A 19,510-nucleotide genomic window follows, 5' to 3' on the forward strand; every position below is an offset into this window, starting at 1 on the left:
GCCTCGAACTTCTCGCTTCTCTTTTCCCTTTTGTTTTTAAACAAAGGATTTTTGTTTAGAAAAGTTTTCACTTTCCTCAGCTATTACTGTTATCTAGTTTTCAAAGAACAACTATGCACCACTCGGTGCATTTGATATTGAAGGATGAACCTTCAAAACTGAACAAAACGTTTTCGTCAACGATTCTTACTGTCTAGCTACGGCATACGCCTTCGCTTTTCTTAGTAATCCTTAGAAAGGAGGTGATCCAGCCGCACCTTCCGATACGGCTACCTTGTTACGACTTCACCCCAATCATCTACCCCACCTTAGGCGGCTGGCTCCTTACGGTTACCTCACCGACTTCGGGTGTTGCAAACTCTCGTGGTGTGACGGGCGGTGTGTACAAGGCCCGGGAACGTATTCACCGCGGCATGCTGATCCGCGATTACTAGCGATTCCGGCTTCATGCAGGCGAGTTGCAGCCTGCAATCCGAACTGAGAACGGTTTTATGAGATTAGCTCCACCTCGCGGTCTCGCGACTCTTTGTACCGTCCATTGTAGCACGTGTGTAGCCCAGGCCATAAGGGGCATGATGATTTGACGTCATCCCCACCTTCCTCCGGTTTGTCACCGGCAGTCACCTTAGAGTGCCCAACTGAATGCTGGCAACTAAGATCAAGGGTTGCGCTCGTTGCGGGACTTAACCCAACATCTCACGACACGAGCTGACGACAACCATGCACCACCTGTCACTCTGTCCCCCGAAGGGGAACGCTCTATCTCTAGAGTTGTCAGAGGATGTCAAGACCTGGTAAGGTTCTTCGCGTTGCTTCGAATTAAACCACATGCTCCACCGCTTGTGCGGGCCCCCGTCAATTCCTTTGAGTTTCAGCCTTGCGGCCGTACTCCCCAGGCGGAGTGCTTAATGCGTTAGCTGCAGCACTAAGGGGCGGAAACCCCCTAACACTTAGCACTCATCGTTTACGGCGTGGACTACCAGGGTATCTAATCCTGTTTGCTCCCCACGCTTTCGCGCCTCAGCGTCAGTTACAGACCAGAAAGCCGCCTTCGCCACTGGTGTTCCTCCACATCTCTACGCATTTCACCGCTACACGTGGAATTCCGCTTTCCTCTTCTGCACTCAAGTTCCCCAGTTTCCAATGACCCTCCACGGTTGAGCCGTGGGCTTTCACATCAGACTTAAGGAACCGCCTGCGCGCGCTTTACGCCCAATAATTCCGGACAACGCTTGCCACCTACGTATTACCGCGGCTGCTGGCACGTAGTTAGCCGTGGCTTTCTGGTTAGGTACCGTCAAGGTACCAGCAGTTACTCTGGTACTTGTTCTTCCCTAACAACAGAGCTTTACGACCCGAAGGCCTTCATCGCTCACGCGGCGTTGCTCCGTCAGACTTTCGTCCATTGCGGAAGATTCCCTACTGCTGCCTCCCGTAGGAGTCTGGGCCGTGTCTCAGTCCCAGTGTGGCCGATCACCCTCTCAGGTCGGCTACGCATCGTCGCCTTGGTGAGCCGTTACCTCACCAACTAGCTAATGCGCCGCGGGCCCATCTGTAAGTGATAGCCGAAACCATCTTTCAACCAAGGACCATGTGGTCCTTGGTGTTATCCGGTATTAGCTCCGGTTTCCCGAAGTTATCCCAGTCTTACAGGCAGGTTGCCCACGTGTTACTCACCCGTCCGCCGCTGACTTCAGGGAGCAAGCTCCCATCTGTCCGCTCAACTTGCATGTATTAGGCACGCCGCCAGCGTTCGTCCTGAGCCAGGATCAAACTCTCCGAAGAAATGTTTGAACTAGCACATGGATGTGCTGACATCGACGTTGTCACAGGACGTGACGTTCTTAGTCGATGTTCCTTGCTTTAAAATAAAAATTAAACGTTGACGTTTTGTTGTTTTGTTCAGTTTTCAAAGTTCATTATCACTCGTAAGCGACTTTTATATAATAACATTTCTTTCTCGGTAATGTCAATATTTTTTTTGACTTTTTTTCGAGTGTGTCATTTGTCTTGCTGACAGGAATATAATATATCACCTTATATAACTATCGTCAATACTATTTTTGATTTTTTATCTTTTCTTTTTTATCTTTAAATCATGTTGCACTAACCAACTAAACAGGAAACTATGTGATACATCTCCCCCATAACTTAACGTGTTAAATTAAAGTCTTCCCGCTCCCTAATGCAAAATAATTCATTATGAGACAATCCAGTATAACCTCTTCTGTTTGACAAAATCCCCATAGCGTCTCTTTAAAGGCTATCCAACAAGGTGCTCTCTCATACAAAATGGACCGTTTATAAAAACTCCTCCTAATTAATGAGTTTTCATAACGGTCCATTTTGTGGTGGTTATTATTTTTTTGTAATACTGTTCATAAAACGATCAAATGCTCGTTGCCCTTCATCATCCCGTTTAAACACACCCGCATGCTCTAAAATCGTAGCAAATATTTTTCCGACTTCCTCTTTTAGAATAAGCAACACGTTTTCTTCTGAAAGTTCAGGATGTTGTTCCTTCAATTTCACAGCCCAGTTTAAGTGCTTAACGATTCCATCACGTTGTTTAATCTCTTCTTCGGCATCATTTCGAACAAGGACCGAGGCGAGTTCACTTAGTTCCTCCTTTAAGCGACCTGGTAAAACAGCAAGACCCATTACTTCAATTAAACCGATGTTCTCTTTTTTAATATGATGAACTTCGGCATGAGGATGGAAAATCCCCATCGGATGCTCTTCGCTTGTGCGATTATTTCGAAGCACTAAATCTATTTCGAATAAATTTCCTCTTCTTCTTGCAATTGGCGTAATCGTATTGTGAGGGACATCATCCGAGAAAGCTAGTACATGAGCCACTTCATCACTATATTGCTTCCATTCTTGCAGAATGTAATCTGATAGTTCTCCAAGCTCTTCACGGTTTTCACCTTGCAAGCGCACAACAGACATCGGCCACTTTACAATACCTGCTCGAATATTCGGGTAGTCAGCAAACGTAAACTCCCTTTCGATTTCAGCTTTAGCCATTGGAAAATCGTGATGCCCACCTTGAAAATGATCATGCGTTAAAATGGATCCTCCTACAATTGGCAAATCCGCATTGGAGCCGAGAAAATAATGAGGAAATTGTTCAACAAATTCAAGCAAACGAACAAATGTCTCTTTTGAAATTTTCATCGGCACATGCTCGCCCGCCAGCACAATCGCGTGCTCATTATAATAGACATATGGAGAAAATTGCAGGAACCATTGCTCGTTATTTAATTCAAGCGGAATAATCCGATGGCTTTGGCGTGCAGGGTGATTCACTCTTCCTGCATACCCTGCATTTTCTTTACATAATAAGCAATTTGGGTAAGAACTAGATTTGACGTTTTTAGCTGCCGCAATCGCCTTTGGATCTTTTTCTGGTTTTGAAAGATTGATGGTAATTTCCAAATCACCGTACTCGGTTGCTGCCAACCATTCTTCATTTTTGGCAATCCGGTCCGTTCGAATGTAATGAATATCCTTTGAAAATTGATAAAAATCTTTCGTTGCTGCTCCAGCCCCTTCTTGCTCATAAACTTCATAAAAACGGCGGTTCACTTCAGACGGAAGAGGGACAAAACTTGCCATAATTTTCGTGTCTAATAAGTCCCGATAAGTAACCGTATCAGCTTCTAGGCGTCCATTTTCCGCAGCCCAATCCAAAATTTGTTCCAAAATCTCAACAGGCGTGTCTAATTGTTCTGCCTCTACCTCATGTTTATGGAACTCATCCAGCTCTAAAATTTCTAATATCCGATTCCGAACGACATCTGTATCCCATTTTGTCATGAGCCCCTTCGTTATACCGTACTGAATCAATCGCTCAATCTGTTCATTAATATTAATGCTCATTGAGTAATGCTCCTTTCACCCGTTGTATCCATTCGGATGTTTTTCAAACCATTTCCAAGCGCTCTCAATCATTTGCTCAAGCGTCGTATAACGAGGTTGCCACCCTAAGTCCTTCATAGCTTTCTCCGAAGAAGCGACTAATTTTGCCGGATCACCAGGTCTTCTTGGTGCTACTTTGGCCGGAATCGGATGACCTGTCACTTTTCTCGCCGCCTCAATTACCTCTTTCACCGTAAATCCATTTCCGTTGCCTAAATTATATGTGCCGCTCGTGCCATCGCGACGTAATTTATCAATCGCTAACAGGTGAGCATCTGCTAAATCGGTCACATGAATATAATCACGGATGCATGTTCCGTCATACGTATCATAATCTTCTCCAAAAATGCTGATGTGTTCTCGCTTCCCTAATGCTACTTGCAAAATAATCGGAATTAAATGTGTCTCTGGAGTATGATCTTCTCCTAACATTCCATCTACATGAGCCCCTGCTACATTAAAGTAGCGCAATACCACATAGTTCATTCCATAAGCTTGTTCAGACCACTTCAACATCTTTTCGATAGCTAATTTTGTCTCACCGTACGGATTCGTCGGTTCTGTTGGATCATCTTCTAAAATAGGAAAGTTTTCAGCCTCTCCATATGTAGCAGCTGTCGAAGAAAACACAATCTTCTTTACATCATGTTTCACCATTGTTCGAAGCAAACAAAGCGCCCCGTATACATTGTTATCATAGTATTTCAATGGATCTTCTACACTTTCTCCAACAAGGGAATCAGCAGCGAAATGGACAACCGCTTCAATATCATGTGCTGTGAATACGTCATTCAAAAAAGCTTCATCACGTAAATCACCGACACAAAGCTTCGCACCTTCTAACACCGCTTGTTGATGTCCTTTTTGCAAATTATCAACAACAATTACTTCTTCTCCTCTATCAAGCAGTTCCGATACTGCATGACTTCCAATATATCCTGCTCCGCCGCAAACTAAAATGGCCATTCATATTCCCTCCTCTAGTAACCTCAAATTGTCTCTCTTACTAATTCTGTTGCACCACTTCCAACTTGTACAACATAAAAATCAGCAGTTAAACCAGTTTTTTCCTCATATCGTTTCCCTACTTCTTGAATAAAACGTTCAATATACTCATTTTGGACGATGCTAATTGTACATCCGCCAAATCCCGCTCCAGTCATTCGAGAACCGATTACACCTTCTTGAGCCCATGCTGCTTCTACTAAAGAGTCCAGTTCTATTCCAGTTACTTCATAATCATCACGCAACGACTCATGGGATTGTTTCATTAACTCACCGAATCCCTGTATGTCACCATCTTGAAGTTTGACAACCGCTTCTTTCGTACGAGCATTTTCATACACCGCATGCTTCGCTCGCTTACGATCGACTTCGTTTTGAATAAGATGCTTATGCTTTTCAAACTCACTTGGAGATAAATCGCCTAACGATTCAATCGTTAACTCTGTTTGCAATTGCTCTAGCGCTCGCTCACATTCTGTCCGTCGTTCATTGTATTTGGAATCTGCCAGTCCTCTCCGCTTATTCGTATTTGAAATAATTAATGAAGCCTCATGTAATTGAAGTGGGCTGTACGTATAATCAAGAGTTTGACAGTTCAATAGTACGGCATGATTTTCCTTCCCCATACCAATTGCAAACTGATCCATGATTCCGCAACTTACCCCAATAAATTCATTTTCAGCTTGTTGGCTCATCTTTACCATCTTGACCATATCAACATCAAGCTGAAATAGACCTTTTAAAAGTACAGAAGTAGCTAATTCAATGGAAGCTGAAGACGACAACCCTGCCCCATTCGGAATATTACCGTAAAACAAGACATCAAACCCTTTATTGATCGGATAGCCGTGCTTTTTAAATATGTCCATAACCCCTTTTGGATAATTAGCCCAATCATGAGATTCTTCATATTGAAGAGACTGAAGAGAGAATTGTATCGTGCCTAATTGTTCAAAATTCAACGAATGCATTCGAACAATCTCATCCTCTCGTTGCTTGACAACGGCATATGTCCCGATACTCAAAGCACAAGGAAAGACATGTCCTCCATTATAATCCGTATGCTCTCCGATTAAATTAACACGTCCCGGAGCAAAGAACACGCGTACATCATCTTCTGTTGCATGAAATATGGATGTAAATCGATTAATCAATTCTTTTGTCATTATAATCACCTATCTATCGAAATTTGATAATTTGCTACTTTTAACTGAAAGCGGATACAAGTTTATTTTATGATTCCGTTCGAGATTCCTCAATGGTAAAATTAACAGAAGATAAAGGTACTTTTTTGCTTTACCTGAAATAATTCACCGTGGATAAATTTGTGGAAACATACAACCTATTACTGATAAAATAAATAACGCAAACGATTGTCTGTCAAAAAGGAAAGATATAGGAGAAGCTTAAAAGAAGAAGGTGAAAATTTGCTATCACAATTCCAACCGAAACAATATGGTGTTTTTGCTTATCGTTTTTTAGAAGAAGTCACAAGTGATGTTGCGCAAATATGGTCAGTCGGATGGGATAAACAAACATCCCCACTTTATAACTGGAGCGGAAAAAACCGAAAAGATGTCGGGAAATACATTTTTCAATACACCATTTCCGGCTATGGCATGATGGAGATTAACGGAAGGGAATATAAAGTTGATGCAGGAAAAGCCTTTATCGTCAACATCCCTGGGGATTATCGCTATTATTTGCCAAAAGAAAGTGATCATTGGGAATTTATTTTTATCACACTTTACGGTGAACAAGCAGAAAAATGCTGGGACTATATTCAAACAAAGTCTCATCCAATCATTCGTTTTCATCCCGAGTCTCCACCTATTCAGCTTCTCGGTCAGATTTTCCAAAAAGCAAGCGAAAAGAAAATTACGGATCCATTCCAAGCTTCTAGCCTTTCTTATCGTTTTATTATGGAACTGTACCGCCATTTGAAAAACATGGATACTTCAACAGATGATTGGCCAGAAAGCATTATCAGCTCTGTCTTATTTGCTCGCAATCATTTTCATGAAGAAATTGGACCTGAAGAAATGGCTGCGGCTTCTAACTTATCCCGTTTTCACTTTAGTCGTTTATTTAAACAAACGACCGGGGTCACACCGATTCAATATTTGACTAAAATTAGAATTTTAAAAGCTGGTGAATTGCTTCATCAAACAAAATATTCAATTGAAGAAATTGCTTTAAACGTTGGGTACACAAATGCCAACTACTTAACAAAAGTGTTTCGTAAAATGACAGGGATGACACCTGGACAATTCCGTAAAACGAATCAAACCTTAACCGAAGATTTATTGATTGACGAATAAAAAAACGTGGCTATCCAAGAAAACCACGCAAAATGGACCGTTACAAAAACCTGCATATTCCTAGGTTTTTGTAACGGTCCATTTTATATGTCGGACAACAAGGTGTCGTACGCTCCTGACTTGTCTTCACTTTGACTAATTGTTGGATGAGTTCCCCTTATCCTGAAAGATATCTAATTCGACAGATCCCTTCTCATATACAAACGTCAGCTTTTTTCCTGGAATCATCATATTTTCTAAAATATCTCTTGCCGCCTGCATCGCAAACTGCATTCGTTGTATACGCTCTTTTTCTTCTTCTGTTGCATCAGATAAATCTAGTCCACCGAGTTTCCTCACTTCTTCTAAATATCGATCGACAGCCTGATACATCTCATCATAAATGGATTCGATTTCTTCTCGCATTTTTTCATTAACCTCTCTATGGTACTATCGTTTTATTTCTTCTTATAATAAACGAATTGGAAAAGGGTCACAACCGAAAATCGATTTCATGAGAGAAAATAAGGAAAAAGAAAGAAGCTACCTGAAAAGAGGTAATTGTTCTCTTTTCAGGTAGCTTCTCATTGAAATTCTTCGTATTTGAAATATTACAGTGCAATTCCAGCCTCTGAGAAAATAGTATAAACAACAATCATCGCAACAACTGCTGCAAGTCCCATTGGATAAACAAGTTTCCACGGTTGCATTTCTACTGCATTTGAATCTTGTAACATAAAGTCATCTTTTCGTGGAGCAATTTTACCGATGATTAACATTAAACTTGTACAAACTACAAACAAGATACCTAAAATATGTAGGAAGTGAAGCCCTGTATCCCACACAAGCTGTGTTACAGCATAAGCTGAAATGAATACTGCAAGTGAAACTTTAGCTGCTACAGCCGGCACACGTTTTGTTAAGTACCCAACAATAATGATTGTAAAAATTGGAACATTGTAGAAACCGTTTACAATCTGCAGGTATTGGAAGAAACCTTGTGGAACATTAGCAATAAGCGGTGCAACAGACATGGCGAAAATCGCCAAGAAAATTCCGAATACTTTCCCTCGTTTTACTAATAGTTGATCAGACGCCTTCGGTTTGAAGTACGGCTTGTAAATATTTAAGACAAATAATGTGACACTTGAGTTTAAAGCAGAGTTAAAGGATGATAAAATAGCACCGAACAACACAGCAGCAAAGAAGCCTACTAAAGGTGCTGGAAGTACATGGTTAACTAATTTAGGATATGCTTCCATCGGCTCCAAGCCAGGTCCAAAAATATTATACGCAATGATTCCAGGTAGAATAAGAAACACAGGTCCTAGAAGCTTTAAAAATGCCGCAATAATAATCCCTTTTTGACCTTCTTTTAAACTTTTCGCAGCAAGAGCCCGTTGAATGATATGCTGAGCTGTTCCCCAATAAAATAGATTGACGAGCAGCATCCCTGTAAACATTGTACTAAACGGAACCGGGTCTTTCGGTCCTCCAATAGCGTCCAACTTTTCAGGAGTGTTTTGCATAATCTTTGAGAACCCTTCAACTGGTGAGCCATCACCTAACATAACAAGTCCTAAAAATGGAATTAATAATCCACCAATTAATAATCCAATACCATTAACTGTGTCCGATACAGCAACCGCCTTCAATCCTCCAAAGATGGCATAAATTGAGCCAATTAGGCCGATTGCCCAAACCGTAATCCATAAAGCAGCTGTATCACTGACACCTAACACTTCTTCTACACGGAAGATACTACTTAACGCACTCGCTCCTGAATAAAGAATCGGCGGAAGCAAGTTTAATACATAGCCGAATAGGAACAGAAGGGTTACAATTTGTTTCGTTCCTGAATCAAATCGTTCTTCTAAAAAATCTGGAATGGTTGTAATTCCACCTTTTAAGTAGCGTGGCAATAAAAAGAAAGCGACTAATACGAGAGCAATGGCCGAACCAACTTCCCAGCCCATCACCGACATATTGTCGGAATATCCTTGGGCATTCAATCCGATCAATTGTTCTGTCGAAAGGTTTGTCAGCATTAACGAACCCGCGATAACCCAAGCACCTAAGCTTCGACCGCCTAAAAAATACCCTTCTGATGTTTCTAAATTTTCATCTTTTGTAAAGATATACGATACATATGCAACAAGAACTGTGAAGAATATGAATGAAAGAATAGCAAATGTACTCATAGTGGCTGCCTCCTTGTTTTTAGCCTTAGCAATTTTGTTCTAACTTTTTTAGAATCACCAGAAATATCTGTTATTTCTAACGATATGTATAACTATTGTTTCATGTAACTCAAACCATTTTTTGAAAAGGAAGTGAAAGCGATGACATTTTTAGTTGCAAAGCAATATGTTCCACTGTTTGTAAAAGCCTTCATTCTTTTTTTGCTGCAAGGATTGGTTTTTCTTTTCATACAAAGCGGCGAAACAAAAGAGCCCGTTTATACTGAAGCAACAGTTATTGTCGTGATTTCTTTTGTAGCGGTTTGTTTCTTCCTTTATGATTGCAGCAAGCTTCAGACAAAATTGAAGATTTGCCAAACGCCTTTTTGGAACTTATTTGCGTTTGTATTAACTCTCGTCGTCATCTTTAACGGCGTGTTGTATTTTGCAGCACTAGGGCCTAATACGGCAAGTAGCGCTTTTACAACCGTTTGCATTATTCCGTTTTACATCACTTTGATTTTGATTTCTCTTCACTCATTTCGGCAAGCTGTAAAGGAACGGACAAGCGAAAACATCGTATTCTTTCTGTTTCTTCTACTCTTTTCATTATGTTCGCTGTCAGCTTTTCAATCTTTGCTCCCACACCTTCTATGGACTTTCTCTTATGTGGCGTTCAGTTCCACCTTGTTATACCACCCTATGCCAACAAAATAATTGTTGGTCGTCTACGATCAGAAAGCGCCTTCATACTTGATAGCCAATTTCATAGGTTGCAATATTCATTCTACAAGCGCTTCCATTGGGAATCAATAGTAAAAACTAAGAGGGATTTTAGCATTTTTTTGCTCTGAAAATTCATAAAAATAAGCAAAAATAGAGAGAGAATAAGAGACTACAGCGTTCCTTTCACTCCAAAAAGCAAAAAGAGACAGGGAAACCTGCCTCTTTTTGCTATCTTTTGTGGATGATAAATGAATCCTCTTTTACATCGATTATGACTTCATCGTGATCTTGAATGGTACCAGCAATTAATTCCCGTGCCAGTTTTGTTTCAATATATCTTTGTATAAATCGTTTTAATGGTCTTGCTCCATAAGTTGAATCGTAGGCTGCCTTCGCAATATAACTTCGAGCCTTATCTGTCAGTTTAATATTAATATGACGCTCTGCCAGTCTCTCTTCAAGATGCTGAAGCAATTTTTCCACAATTCCTTTTATGTCATTTACATTGAGAGGTTTAAATAAAATGAGATCATCGACCCGATTTAAAAATTCAGGGCGAAAATGACGACGAAGCTGTGTCATCACTTGTTCTCTCGCCGCTTCTTTTATCTCTCCTTGTTCTGTCACGCCCTCCAGCAAATAAGAAGATCCAATGTTCGATGTCATAATAATAACCGTGTTTTTAAAATCAACTGTTTTTCCTTTTGAATCAGTGACACGCCCATCATCCAGCACTTGCAGTAATACATTAAACACTTCAGGGTGAGCTTTTTCCACCTCATCAAGCAAAATGACCGAATATGGACTGCGTCGAACCGCTTCTGTTAATTGACCACCTTCTTCGTATCCGACATATCCAGGAGGCGCCCCAATTAAGCGTGAAACCGCATGCTTCTCCATGTATTCAGACATATCAATACGAAGCAGTTTTTCCTCACTATCAAATAAAGCTTGTGCTAAAGCTTTTGCAAGTTCTGTTTTTCCGACTCCTGTCGGTCCGAGAAACAGAAAAGAACCAATTGGACGATTCGGGTCTTTAATACCAGCACGTGCCCGTAACACCGCGTCGGTCACAAGAGAAACGGCTTCTTCTTGTCCAATCACCCGCTCATGAAGAAGTGACTCAAGACGAAGCAACTTCTCTCGCTCTCCTTCCACCAACCTGGACACAGGAATCCCTGTCCAACGCCCGACAATTTCCGCAATTTCCTCTTCTGTTACTTCCTCCCGCAACAACCGATTGTCATCACGTTGGCTTGTCATGTGCTTTTCCATTTCTTTAATTTCCTTTTCTAAAGAAGGTAGAACACCATGCTGAAGCTCTGCAGCCTTATTTAAATCATAACGATTCTCCGCTTCTTCTAACTCTCGTTTTGCTTTTTCCAACTTCTCTCGCATTTCTTGAATCGTTTGAAGAGATTTCTTTTCCTGCTCCCAGCGAAGCCTCATGGCATCGGTCTTTTCCTGTAAAGTGACCATCTCTTCCTTCACGATTGCCAACCTTTCCTTACTCGCCTCATCTTTTTCCTTTTTTAATGCTGCTTCTTCAATTTGCAGCTGCATTAATCTGCGAGTAACTGTATCAAGTTCTGACGGCATAGAATCCATTTCTGTTCGAATCGTCGCACATGCTTCATCAATGAGATCGATAGCTTTATCTGGAAGAAATCGGTCCGTAATATAACGATGGGACATCACGGTAGCAGCTACAAGAGCACGGTCATGGATATTCACCCCATGATGGATTTCAAAACGCTCCTTTAACCCACGCAAAATGGAAATCGTGTCTTCCACCGTCGGCTCACTGATGGTTACCTGTTGAAAACGGCGTTCCAATGCCGGATCTTTCTCGATATGCTGGCGGTACTCATCAATCGTCGTAGCTCCAATGCAATGAAGCTCTCCTCTTGCTAGCATCGGTTTCAGCAGATTTCCTGCATCCATTGCCCCTTCTGTCCGCCCAGCTCCGACAATAGTATGAAGTTCATCTATGAATAATAATACTTTCCCGTCACTTTTTTTAACTTCCTGCAATACAGCTTTTAAGCGCTCTTCAAATTCTCCCCGAAATTTAGCTCCCGCGATGAGTGCTCCCATATCTAAGGCGAAAATGATTTTATCCTTTAACCCTTCCGGTACATCCCGTCTAACAATTCGCTGAGCGAGACCTTCTATAATCGCTGTTTTTCCAACTCCCGGTTCCCCAATTAAAACCGGATTATTTTTTGTCTTGCGCGATAAGATCCGAATGACCCGGCGAATTTCGTCGTCTCGTCCAATAACAGGATCCATTTTTCCGACCCGCGCTTCCTCTACCAAATTTCGTCCATACTTCGTTAACACTTCATAAGTCGCTTCCGGATGTTGGCTCGTCACACGTTGATTCCCCCTAATGGACGTCAATACTTGTAGTACACGATCCCTCGTAATGCCATGCTTGGACAACAATGTTTGAATGTCAGAGAAGGAAGAGGTTGTGAATGCCAATAACACATGCTCAACCGATATGTACTCATCCTGCCATTGTTTGGCTTCTTGCTGTGATGCAATTAATATTTGCTGCAATCGATTCGTAATGTAGAGCTTTCCCGCTTCTGCTCCCGTCCCTTTTACAATAGGATGCTTTTTTAACAATGTCCGTACGTCTGCCTTAAAAGTATCAACAGAAACGCCCATAAACTGAAGGATTCGTTGAACAATCCCTTCTTGCTGATTCACAAGGGAAAATAACAGATGGGCAATGTCGATTTCCTGATGATGCTCTTGGATAGCAAGTGATTGCGACTCAGAAAAAGCTTCTTGCAGTTTTCTCGTCATTTTATTCATATCCATCTAAAACACCTCCAAGTATACTTTGACCTTTATTGACCTTTTCTCCCTATTATATCCCTTTCCGTATAAAAAGAAAACTCGCCAAACGGCGAGTTTTCTTTTTATACGGCGTTCCTTTACGGTTTTGGCATGTATGTCCAATGACGGTTGTGATTCGACGTTTCTGGAAAACGGTCACCCGCCTTTAACTTCACTTTTTGTGGGTTTTTCACGTTGCTTCCCGTTTCTCCAATTTCTATATAAATGCCATTGTTTGGTGCTTTTTGACCTGGTGTAAATTGTCGGTTTTGTCCCATTGCTATAGCCTCCTTCATAAGCTTCTTTCTTCATTATCATCCCCTTTTTCTCTATTTTCATGACTAGTTTCAATACTAAGGAAAATGACAGGAAATTTTAACCTTCCCATTAGGAGAAATCTTCTCTATACTGTTATAGTCAGTTTCTTTAAAGATGAAATGAATGTTTGGAGAGGATATATATGGAGCAATTATATGATATTTTTAAATATTTATTTTTAGGACTATTTCAAGGATTTACAGAACCGATTCCCATTTCGTCAAGCGGTCACCTCGTGTTGGCCCAATACTTTTTAGGTCTGGAAATCGAAGGATTAAGCTTTGAACTTCTCGTGAATTTTGCTTCTTTACTAGCCGTTTTGCTTGTCTATCGCGAAGATTTGATTCGTTTGACTTCCAACGGTATTCGTTATATCACACGACGGGACGAGTCTGCCAAATCAGATTTCCAATTTATTATGTACTTAATTGTCGGAACGATTCCCGCTGGGGTAATTGGTATTTTATTTGGAGATTTCATTTCAGAACATTTAAAATCGGTTCAAGTACTTGGCCTCACTCTGCTCGTGACAGGACTTGCGTTATGGATGATTCGGAACATGCGCGGACGAAAAGGAGACGCTGGATTAACACTAAAAGACGCTTTAATTATCGGATTGGCTCAAGCGATTGCCCTTATTCCAGGAATTAGCCGTTCCGGTGCTACAATTGTCGCGGCCATGATGCGCGGAACCAAGCAAGAAACGGCTCTTCGCTTTTCATTCTTGCTATTTATCCCCGTCAGTGTCGGAGGGATGATATTAGGTGCTTCGGACCTGTTGCAAGACCCTCACCTAAATGAGTTATTGCTGCCGTATACCGTCGCCTTTTTAGGTTCACTTGTCGCTTCTTACTTTTCTCTTAAATGGTTTCAAGGCATTATGGAGCGGGGCAACTTAAAATACTTTGCTATTTACTGCTTTATCGTCGGGATTCTTGTTCTAATCTTTACGTAAAAATAAATATAAAAAAATCCGGCCCCATGAGCCGGATTTTTTTATGCAAGAATAGCTTGCAGCAAAGCTTTTTGCACATGCATACGATTTCCTGCCTGTTGAAACACAAATGAACGTTCTCCATCAATAATAGCGGCTGTTACCTCTTCGCCGCGATGTGCTGGCAAGCAATGTAAAAATAAATAATCCTCTTTTGCATGCTTCACTAAGTCTTCGTTAATTTGATACGGGGCGAAAACCGCTAGACGCTTTTTCGTTTCCTCTTCCTGTCCCATACTCGTCCATACATCTGTATATAAAGCGTCAGCACCTTTCGCAGCCGCAACTGGATCATGACTAACCGTAATCACTGCCCCTGTTTGCTTTGCCACTTCTTGTGCGTATTTGACGACAAATTCCTTCGGCTCATATCCTTTCGGGCAAGCAATCGTTAAATCCATTCCTACTTTAGCGCAAGCAATCATTAAAGAGTGAGCCACATTGTTGCCGTCTCCGATGTAAGCGGCTTTTAAGCCTTTGAAAGATTTTTTATGTTCATAAATGGTTAATAAATCAGCAAGTGCCTGACACGGGTGGAAATCATCCGTTAAACCGTTAATAACAGGAATGTTGGCATGTTTGGCCAGTTCGACGACCTTTTCATGTTCAAATGTGCGAATCATAATGACATCAATGAATTCGGACAACACTTTCGCTGTATCAGCAATCGTTTCTCCTCTTCCGAGCTGCAAATCTTTTCCGTTCAAATAAAGAGCATTGCCTCCTAATTGCATCATGCCAGCTTCAAAGGATACACGAGTACGAGTGGAAGATTTCTCAAAAATCATTCCAAGCGTCTTTCCTTTTAAAGTTGTAACCAATTCTCCTTCTGCATGCTTCTTTTTTAATTCAATTGCACTATCGAGCAAATAAAGAATCTCTTCTGTTGAAATGTCCATCAATGTCAGCAAATCTTTTCCTTGCAGTTGAATAGGTCCTGTTTTTACCGAAACTGCTCCCATCACACCGTCACTCCTTTTGTTAATGGATGATTTTGTTTCCACGTTTGTAATGAACAAACTTCGTACTCTTTTTGATTGAACGCTTTTATGAATAAATCGACCGTTTCTTTCTCTGTCATCACAAGCAAACCATGCTTCAACGCTGTAAGACGATTGTGCTTTCCTTCCTCTCCATTGCGGAAGCTAATAAACAGTAAGGCTTCTTTTCGAACAACCCATTCGCTTACATTATCGTCCGTCATCACTGTGAGACCGTTCGCTTTCAATTCGCTTAGCCACTGCGGGTCTGCCAGTCCATCGACATATAGTTCAACCGCTGCTGAACGTGAAGATAAATAGCTGTAAAACGCTTTTAACGCAGCTTCCTCCACTGTCGCCGCAATGGAAATACCTTCTCCTGTTGATTTCATTTCTGGTCCAACAAGAGGATCGACTCCTGCCAGTTTATTTGTTGAAAACACAGGAAACTTGATGGTTTGATAGTGGGGCTCTGACAATAATCCCGTTTTATCACTAATTTCCGCTAAAGATTTCCCAAGCAATATTTTAGTCGACAGCGAAATAAGCGGAACACCGGTCACTTTGCTGACGACTGGAACAGTTCGACTTGCTCGCGGATTGACTTCTAAAACGAACACTTTCTCTCCATCCACTAAATATTGAATGTTCATCACGCCTTTATAGCCAAGTTTCCTCGCGATTTCCCCAGCATAGCTCACGATTTTTTCCTTCACTGTCTCTGTTAACGTTTGAGCTGGCAAATGAGCATAACTGTCACCTGAATGGACACCCGCTTTTTCAACATGCTCCATAATAGTTGGAACTAAAATATCCTGCCCATCTGTCACGACATCAATCTCCGCTTCTTTTGCTGGTAAATACGCGTCAATCAAAATCGGATAATGACTTGGCTCAATTAATTGGGCGTAGGACGCTAGCTCCTCTTCATGATACAAAGTAACCATCCCTCTTCCTCCAATGACATACGAAGGACGAATCAAGATTGGAAAACCAATAATCGCGGCCTTTTCCAACAATTCCTGCTCACTGGATGCCATTTCTCCTGGAACATGCGGGATATCGAGGTTTTCAAGTAATTGATAAAATTGGTCTCGATCTTCTAACGCATCAATAATCGTTTCTGTGACACCTAAAATAGAAATTCCGGCTTTCGTTAATCCTTTCACAAGTGAAATGGCCGTTTGACCTCCATATTGAATGATGACATGATGGATGCCTTCTGCTTCAATCACATTCAATACATCTTCTACTGTAATTGGCTCAAAGTATAAGCGATCAGCTACTTGAAAATCGGTGCTGACTGTTTCCGGGTTGTTGTTAATTAAAATCGTTTCGTACCCTTCCTCTTGCAAGGCATAAACCCCATGAACAGAGCTGTAGTCAAATTCAACACCTTGCCCGATTCGGATTGGGCCTGAACCGATAATCGCTACTTTCGTTTTATCGGATTCCCACAGTTCACTTTCACCGTAATAGCTGGAATAAAAATAAGCAGTTGACGACTTAAATTCTGCTGCGCAAGTATCGACCATTTTATAGCTCGGTACAATGTTCAACTGTTTTCGCTTCTCACGTACCGCCAGTTCCTCTACATCCCAAATGAAAGCAAGATATTCATCCGAAAAGCCTTTTTCTTTCGCTTGTTGAAGTAAAATTGGCTCTACTGTCTCCAGATTTAAGTCTTTTAGCTTTTGTTCAAACTTAATTAATTGAGCAAAATGCGTTAAGTAAAAATAATCGATTTTCGTTGCTTCATGAATCGCTGTTAAACTATAGCCGCGTCGAAGACATTCAAAGATGACAAATAAGCGTTCGTCGTTTTGTGCATTCAGCTTTTCTTCCAATTCTTGCTGAGATATGTGCTGCAAAGCTGGTAGCTCTAATCCATTCAAGTTAATTTCCAACGAAGAAATGGCTTTTTGCAAACTTCTTTCTAAATTGCGGTCAATTGCCATAACTTCTCCTGTTGCTTTCATTTGCGTGCCGAGCTTACGGTCAGCATGAGCGAATTTATCGAACGGCCAGCGTGGAAATTTGACGACGACATAATCAAGGGCTGGTTCAAAACTCGCGTACGTATTCCCTGTAACGGGATTCAAAATTTCATCTAATGTGTAGCCTACTGACAATTTGGCAGCAATTTTTGCAATCGGATAGCCTGTTGCTTTCGAAGCAAGGGCAGATGAGCGGCTGACACGAGGATTGACTTCAATTAAATAGTATTGCTTGCTTTCTGGATCAAGAGCAAATTGAATGTTGCATCCCCCGATAATGCCTAAAGATGAAATGATTTTAATAGAAGCTGTTCGCAGCATTTGATATTCAACGTCTGTCAATGTTTGTGATGGCGCGACCACAATCGAGTCTCCTGTATGAATACCAACTGGATCAATATTTTCCATATTACAAATGGTAATGCACGTATTATTTGCGTCTCGCATAACTTCATATTCGACTTCTTTATAACCTGCAATGCTTTTTTCAATCAAGCATTGCTGAATCGCACTTTCACGAAGCCCGCTTGCCGCCAACACCTTCAGTTCATCTGCATTATTAGCAATTCCTCCACCCGTTCCACCAAGTGTATAAGCGGGACGAACAATGACCGGATATCCAATTTCGTCGCCAAAGGCCAGTGCTTCCTCTACTTGCGTCACAATGGTACTTTCCGGAACCGGCTCATTCAATTCCTTCATTAAAGCACGGAAATCTTCGCGGTTTTCTCCTTTTTTAATGGACTCAATCGGTGTTCCAAGTAATTGAACATTATGCTTTTTCAAAATGCCTTTTTCATTTAGTTCGAGTGCAAGATTTAACCCCGTTTGCCCGCCTAATGTTGCTAACAGCCCTTCCGGCTTTTCTTTTTCTAAAATTTTATCAATACTGTCCACCGTTAGTGGTTCAAAATAGATTACATCTGCCACATTTTCATCCGTCATGATGGTAGCAGGGTTGTTATTTACTAAAATAACTTTGTAGCCTTCTTCTTTTAAAGAAAGGCACGCTTGTGTTCCTGAATAATCAAATTCCGCTGCCTGACCAATAATAATCGGGCCAGAGCCAATCACTAAAATAGTTTGTAAAGATGTATCTTTAGGCATATACTTTTTCTCTCCCCGCTTGCTGCACTAATGCTAGAAATTCGTCAAAAATGTGGCTGCTGTCACTTGGACCAGGATGCGCTTCAGGATGATATTGCACCGAGATGACCGGTAACGTTTCATGCATCATTCCTTCAACGGATCCGTCATTTACATTTTTAAAACGCACTTGGAGCTTCGTATGTTGAATACTTTCTTCATCAACCACATAGCTATGATTTTGCGACGTCATGTATACTTTTTTCTTAAGCAAGTCAATGACAGGCTGATTCGCTCCTCGATGTCCGAAAGTCAGTTTTTTCGTTTTGGCACCACATGCAAGGCCAATTAATTGATGACCAAGGCAAATCCCTAAAGTCGGATAAGTTTCAATCGCCTTTTGCAACACCGGAAGCTGTGCAGTCACTTGAATAGGGTCTCCAGGTCCATTCGATAAAACGATCCCATCTGGTTTTAATGCTTTTAACTGTTCAAAAGAAAAGTGATACGGAAGGACCGTTACCTTACACTGCCGATTGATCATTTCTTGTAAAATTGATTTTTTATAACCAAAGTCAATGAGCACAATATGCTTATCGCCTGTTCCGTACGTTTCGATTTGAGAAGTGGATACGTCTTTTATGACAGAGTCGCTTAGTTCCTGAAATGCCTCTACTGCAACAGACGGATTCGTTGACACAACAGCTTGCATCGTCCCTTCATTTCGAATACGTTTAACAACAGCACGCGTATCAACATGTGTAATGAGCGGAATATCCCACTTCTTTAAATATTCCTTTAATGTATAAAGCGCTTCATAATGAAATTTTTCGTCCCAGCACTCATACACAATCACTCCAGCGACGTGAGGTTTTTTACTTTCATAATCTTGTTCGTTAATTCCGTAATTTCCGATCAGGGGATACGTAAACACTACCAGTTGATTTTTATAAGACGGATCTGTCAGTACTTCTTGGTAACCCGTCATACCAGTGTAAAAGACAACCTCTCCCGTCACTTCCTGATGTGCGGAGGTATCCTCCAAAGTTCCTTCAAACGACTCTCCGTTTTTTAAATGAACGTAACCTTTCATGATAAGCCTCCGAATGTATTTTTATTTATATTTAAGTATTTTTATACATTTCATTTT

At 41.2% G+C, this 19,510-nt stretch carries 13 protein-coding genes and 1 rRNA gene; 3 read left to right on the top strand and 11 right to left on the bottom strand.

Annotated features, from left to right (window positions below; all coding sequences use genetic code 11):
* Positions 1 to 235: 235 nt before the first annotated feature.
* From ACXAEO_RS17765 to ACXAEO_RS17780, 4 genes are all read right to left on the bottom strand, one after another.
* Positions 236 to 1,785, bottom strand: a 16S ribosomal RNA gene (locus ACXAEO_RS17765).
* Between the two features lie 573 nt (positions 1,786 to 2,358).
* Entirely contained in the window at positions 2,359 to 3,879 is a 1,521-nt protein-coding gene (galT, locus tag ACXAEO_RS17770; RefSeq protein WP_474884267.1) for a UDP-glucose--hexose-1-phosphate uridylyltransferase, read from the bottom strand.
* Between the two features lie 21 nt (positions 3,880 to 3,900).
* Positions 3,901 to 4,890, bottom strand: a complete 990-nt coding sequence (galE, locus tag ACXAEO_RS17775) for a UDP-glucose 4-epimerase GalE (RefSeq protein WP_474883338.1) — start codon at positions 4,888 to 4,890, stop codon at positions 3,901 to 3,903.
* Positions 4,891 to 4,913: 23 nt separating this feature from the next.
* Complete coding sequence (locus ACXAEO_RS17780) at positions 4,914 to 6,095, bottom strand: galactokinase (RefSeq protein WP_474883339.1); 1,182 nt, start codon at positions 6,093 to 6,095, stop codon at positions 4,914 to 4,916.
* 261 nt (positions 6,096 to 6,356) lie between these two features.
* Here ACXAEO_RS17780 and ACXAEO_RS17785 point away from each other — a divergent pair, with 261 nt between their 5' ends.
* Positions 6,357 to 7,250, top strand: a complete 894-nt coding sequence (locus ACXAEO_RS17785; protein ID WP_474883340.1) for an AraC family transcriptional regulator — start codon at positions 6,357 to 6,359, stop codon at positions 7,248 to 7,250.
* 135 nt (positions 7,251 to 7,385) lie between these two features.
* On the opposite strand, the gene ACXAEO_RS17790 is transcribed toward ACXAEO_RS17785, so the two are convergent.
* Both ACXAEO_RS17790 and ACXAEO_RS17795 read right to left on the bottom strand, forming a co-directional pair.
* Positions 7,386 to 7,655 (bottom strand): hypothetical protein, encoded by a 270-nt coding sequence (locus tag ACXAEO_RS17790; RefSeq protein WP_474883341.1) that lies wholly within the window; start codon positions 7,653 to 7,655, stop codon positions 7,386 to 7,388.
* Positions 7,656 to 7,840: 185 nt separating this feature from the next.
* Positions 7,841 to 9,430, bottom strand: a complete 1,590-nt coding sequence (locus tag ACXAEO_RS17795) for a solute:sodium symporter family transporter (RefSeq protein WP_474883342.1) — start codon at positions 9,428 to 9,430, stop codon at positions 7,841 to 7,843.
* Positions 9,431 to 9,571: 141 nt separating this feature from the next.
* Here ACXAEO_RS17795 and ACXAEO_RS17800 point away from each other — a divergent pair, with 141 nt between their 5' ends.
* The gene (locus ACXAEO_RS17800) at positions 9,572 to 10,126 is read left to right on the top strand and encodes a hypothetical protein (RefSeq protein WP_474883343.1); all 555 of its coding nucleotides are present in this window, start codon (positions 9,572 to 9,574) and stop codon (positions 10,124 to 10,126) included.
* A gap of 237 nt (positions 10,127 to 10,363) precedes the next feature.
* On the opposite strand, the gene clpB is transcribed toward ACXAEO_RS17800, so the two are convergent.
* The gene (clpB, locus tag ACXAEO_RS17805) at positions 10,364 to 12,967 is read right to left on the bottom strand and encodes an ATP-dependent chaperone ClpB (RefSeq protein WP_474883344.1); all 2,604 of its coding nucleotides are present in this window, start codon (positions 12,965 to 12,967) and stop codon (positions 10,364 to 10,366) included.
* 116 nt (positions 12,968 to 13,083) lie between these two features.
* The gene (locus tag ACXAEO_RS17810) at positions 13,084 to 13,263 is read right to left on the bottom strand and encodes a YjzC family protein (RefSeq protein ID WP_474883345.1); all 180 of its coding nucleotides are present in this window, start codon (positions 13,261 to 13,263) and stop codon (positions 13,084 to 13,086) included.
* A 182-nt stretch (positions 13,264 to 13,445) separates the two neighbouring features.
* Between ACXAEO_RS17810 and ACXAEO_RS17815 the strand changes: the two genes are divergently transcribed.
* A complete protein-coding gene (locus ACXAEO_RS17815) occupies positions 13,446 to 14,258 on the top strand; it encodes an undecaprenyl-diphosphate phosphatase (protein ID WP_474883346.1) in 813 nt (270 codons plus the stop codon).
* A 41-nt stretch (positions 14,259 to 14,299) separates the two neighbouring features.
* On the opposite strand, the gene argF is transcribed toward ACXAEO_RS17815, so the two are convergent.
* Genes argF through ACXAEO_RS17830 form a run of 3 tightly spaced genes read right to left on the bottom strand, consistent with a single transcriptional unit; the run spans position 14,300 to position 19,453 of the window.
* Positions 14,300 to 15,259 (bottom strand): ornithine carbamoyltransferase, encoded by a 960-nt coding sequence (gene argF / locus ACXAEO_RS17820; RefSeq protein WP_474883347.1) that lies wholly within the window; start codon positions 15,257 to 15,259, stop codon positions 14,300 to 14,302.
* Positions 15,259 to 18,381: a carbamoyl phosphate synthase large subunit gene (locus ACXAEO_RS17825; protein ID WP_474883348.1), complete on the bottom strand. Its 3,123-nt coding sequence runs from the start codon at positions 18,379 to 18,381 to the stop codon at positions 15,259 to 15,261. The genes argF and ACXAEO_RS17825 overlap by 1 nt, the downstream gene beginning before the upstream one ends.
* Entirely contained in the window at positions 18,374 to 19,453 is a 1,080-nt protein-coding gene (locus tag ACXAEO_RS17830) for a carbamoyl phosphate synthase small subunit (RefSeq protein ID WP_474883349.1), read from the bottom strand. Before ACXAEO_RS17830 ends, ACXAEO_RS17825 begins: the two co-directional genes overlap by 8 nt.
* Positions 19,454 to 19,510: the final 57 nt, after the last annotated feature.

The sequence above is a fragment of the Bacillus sp. ABA4_010 genome (assembly GCF_056159105.1).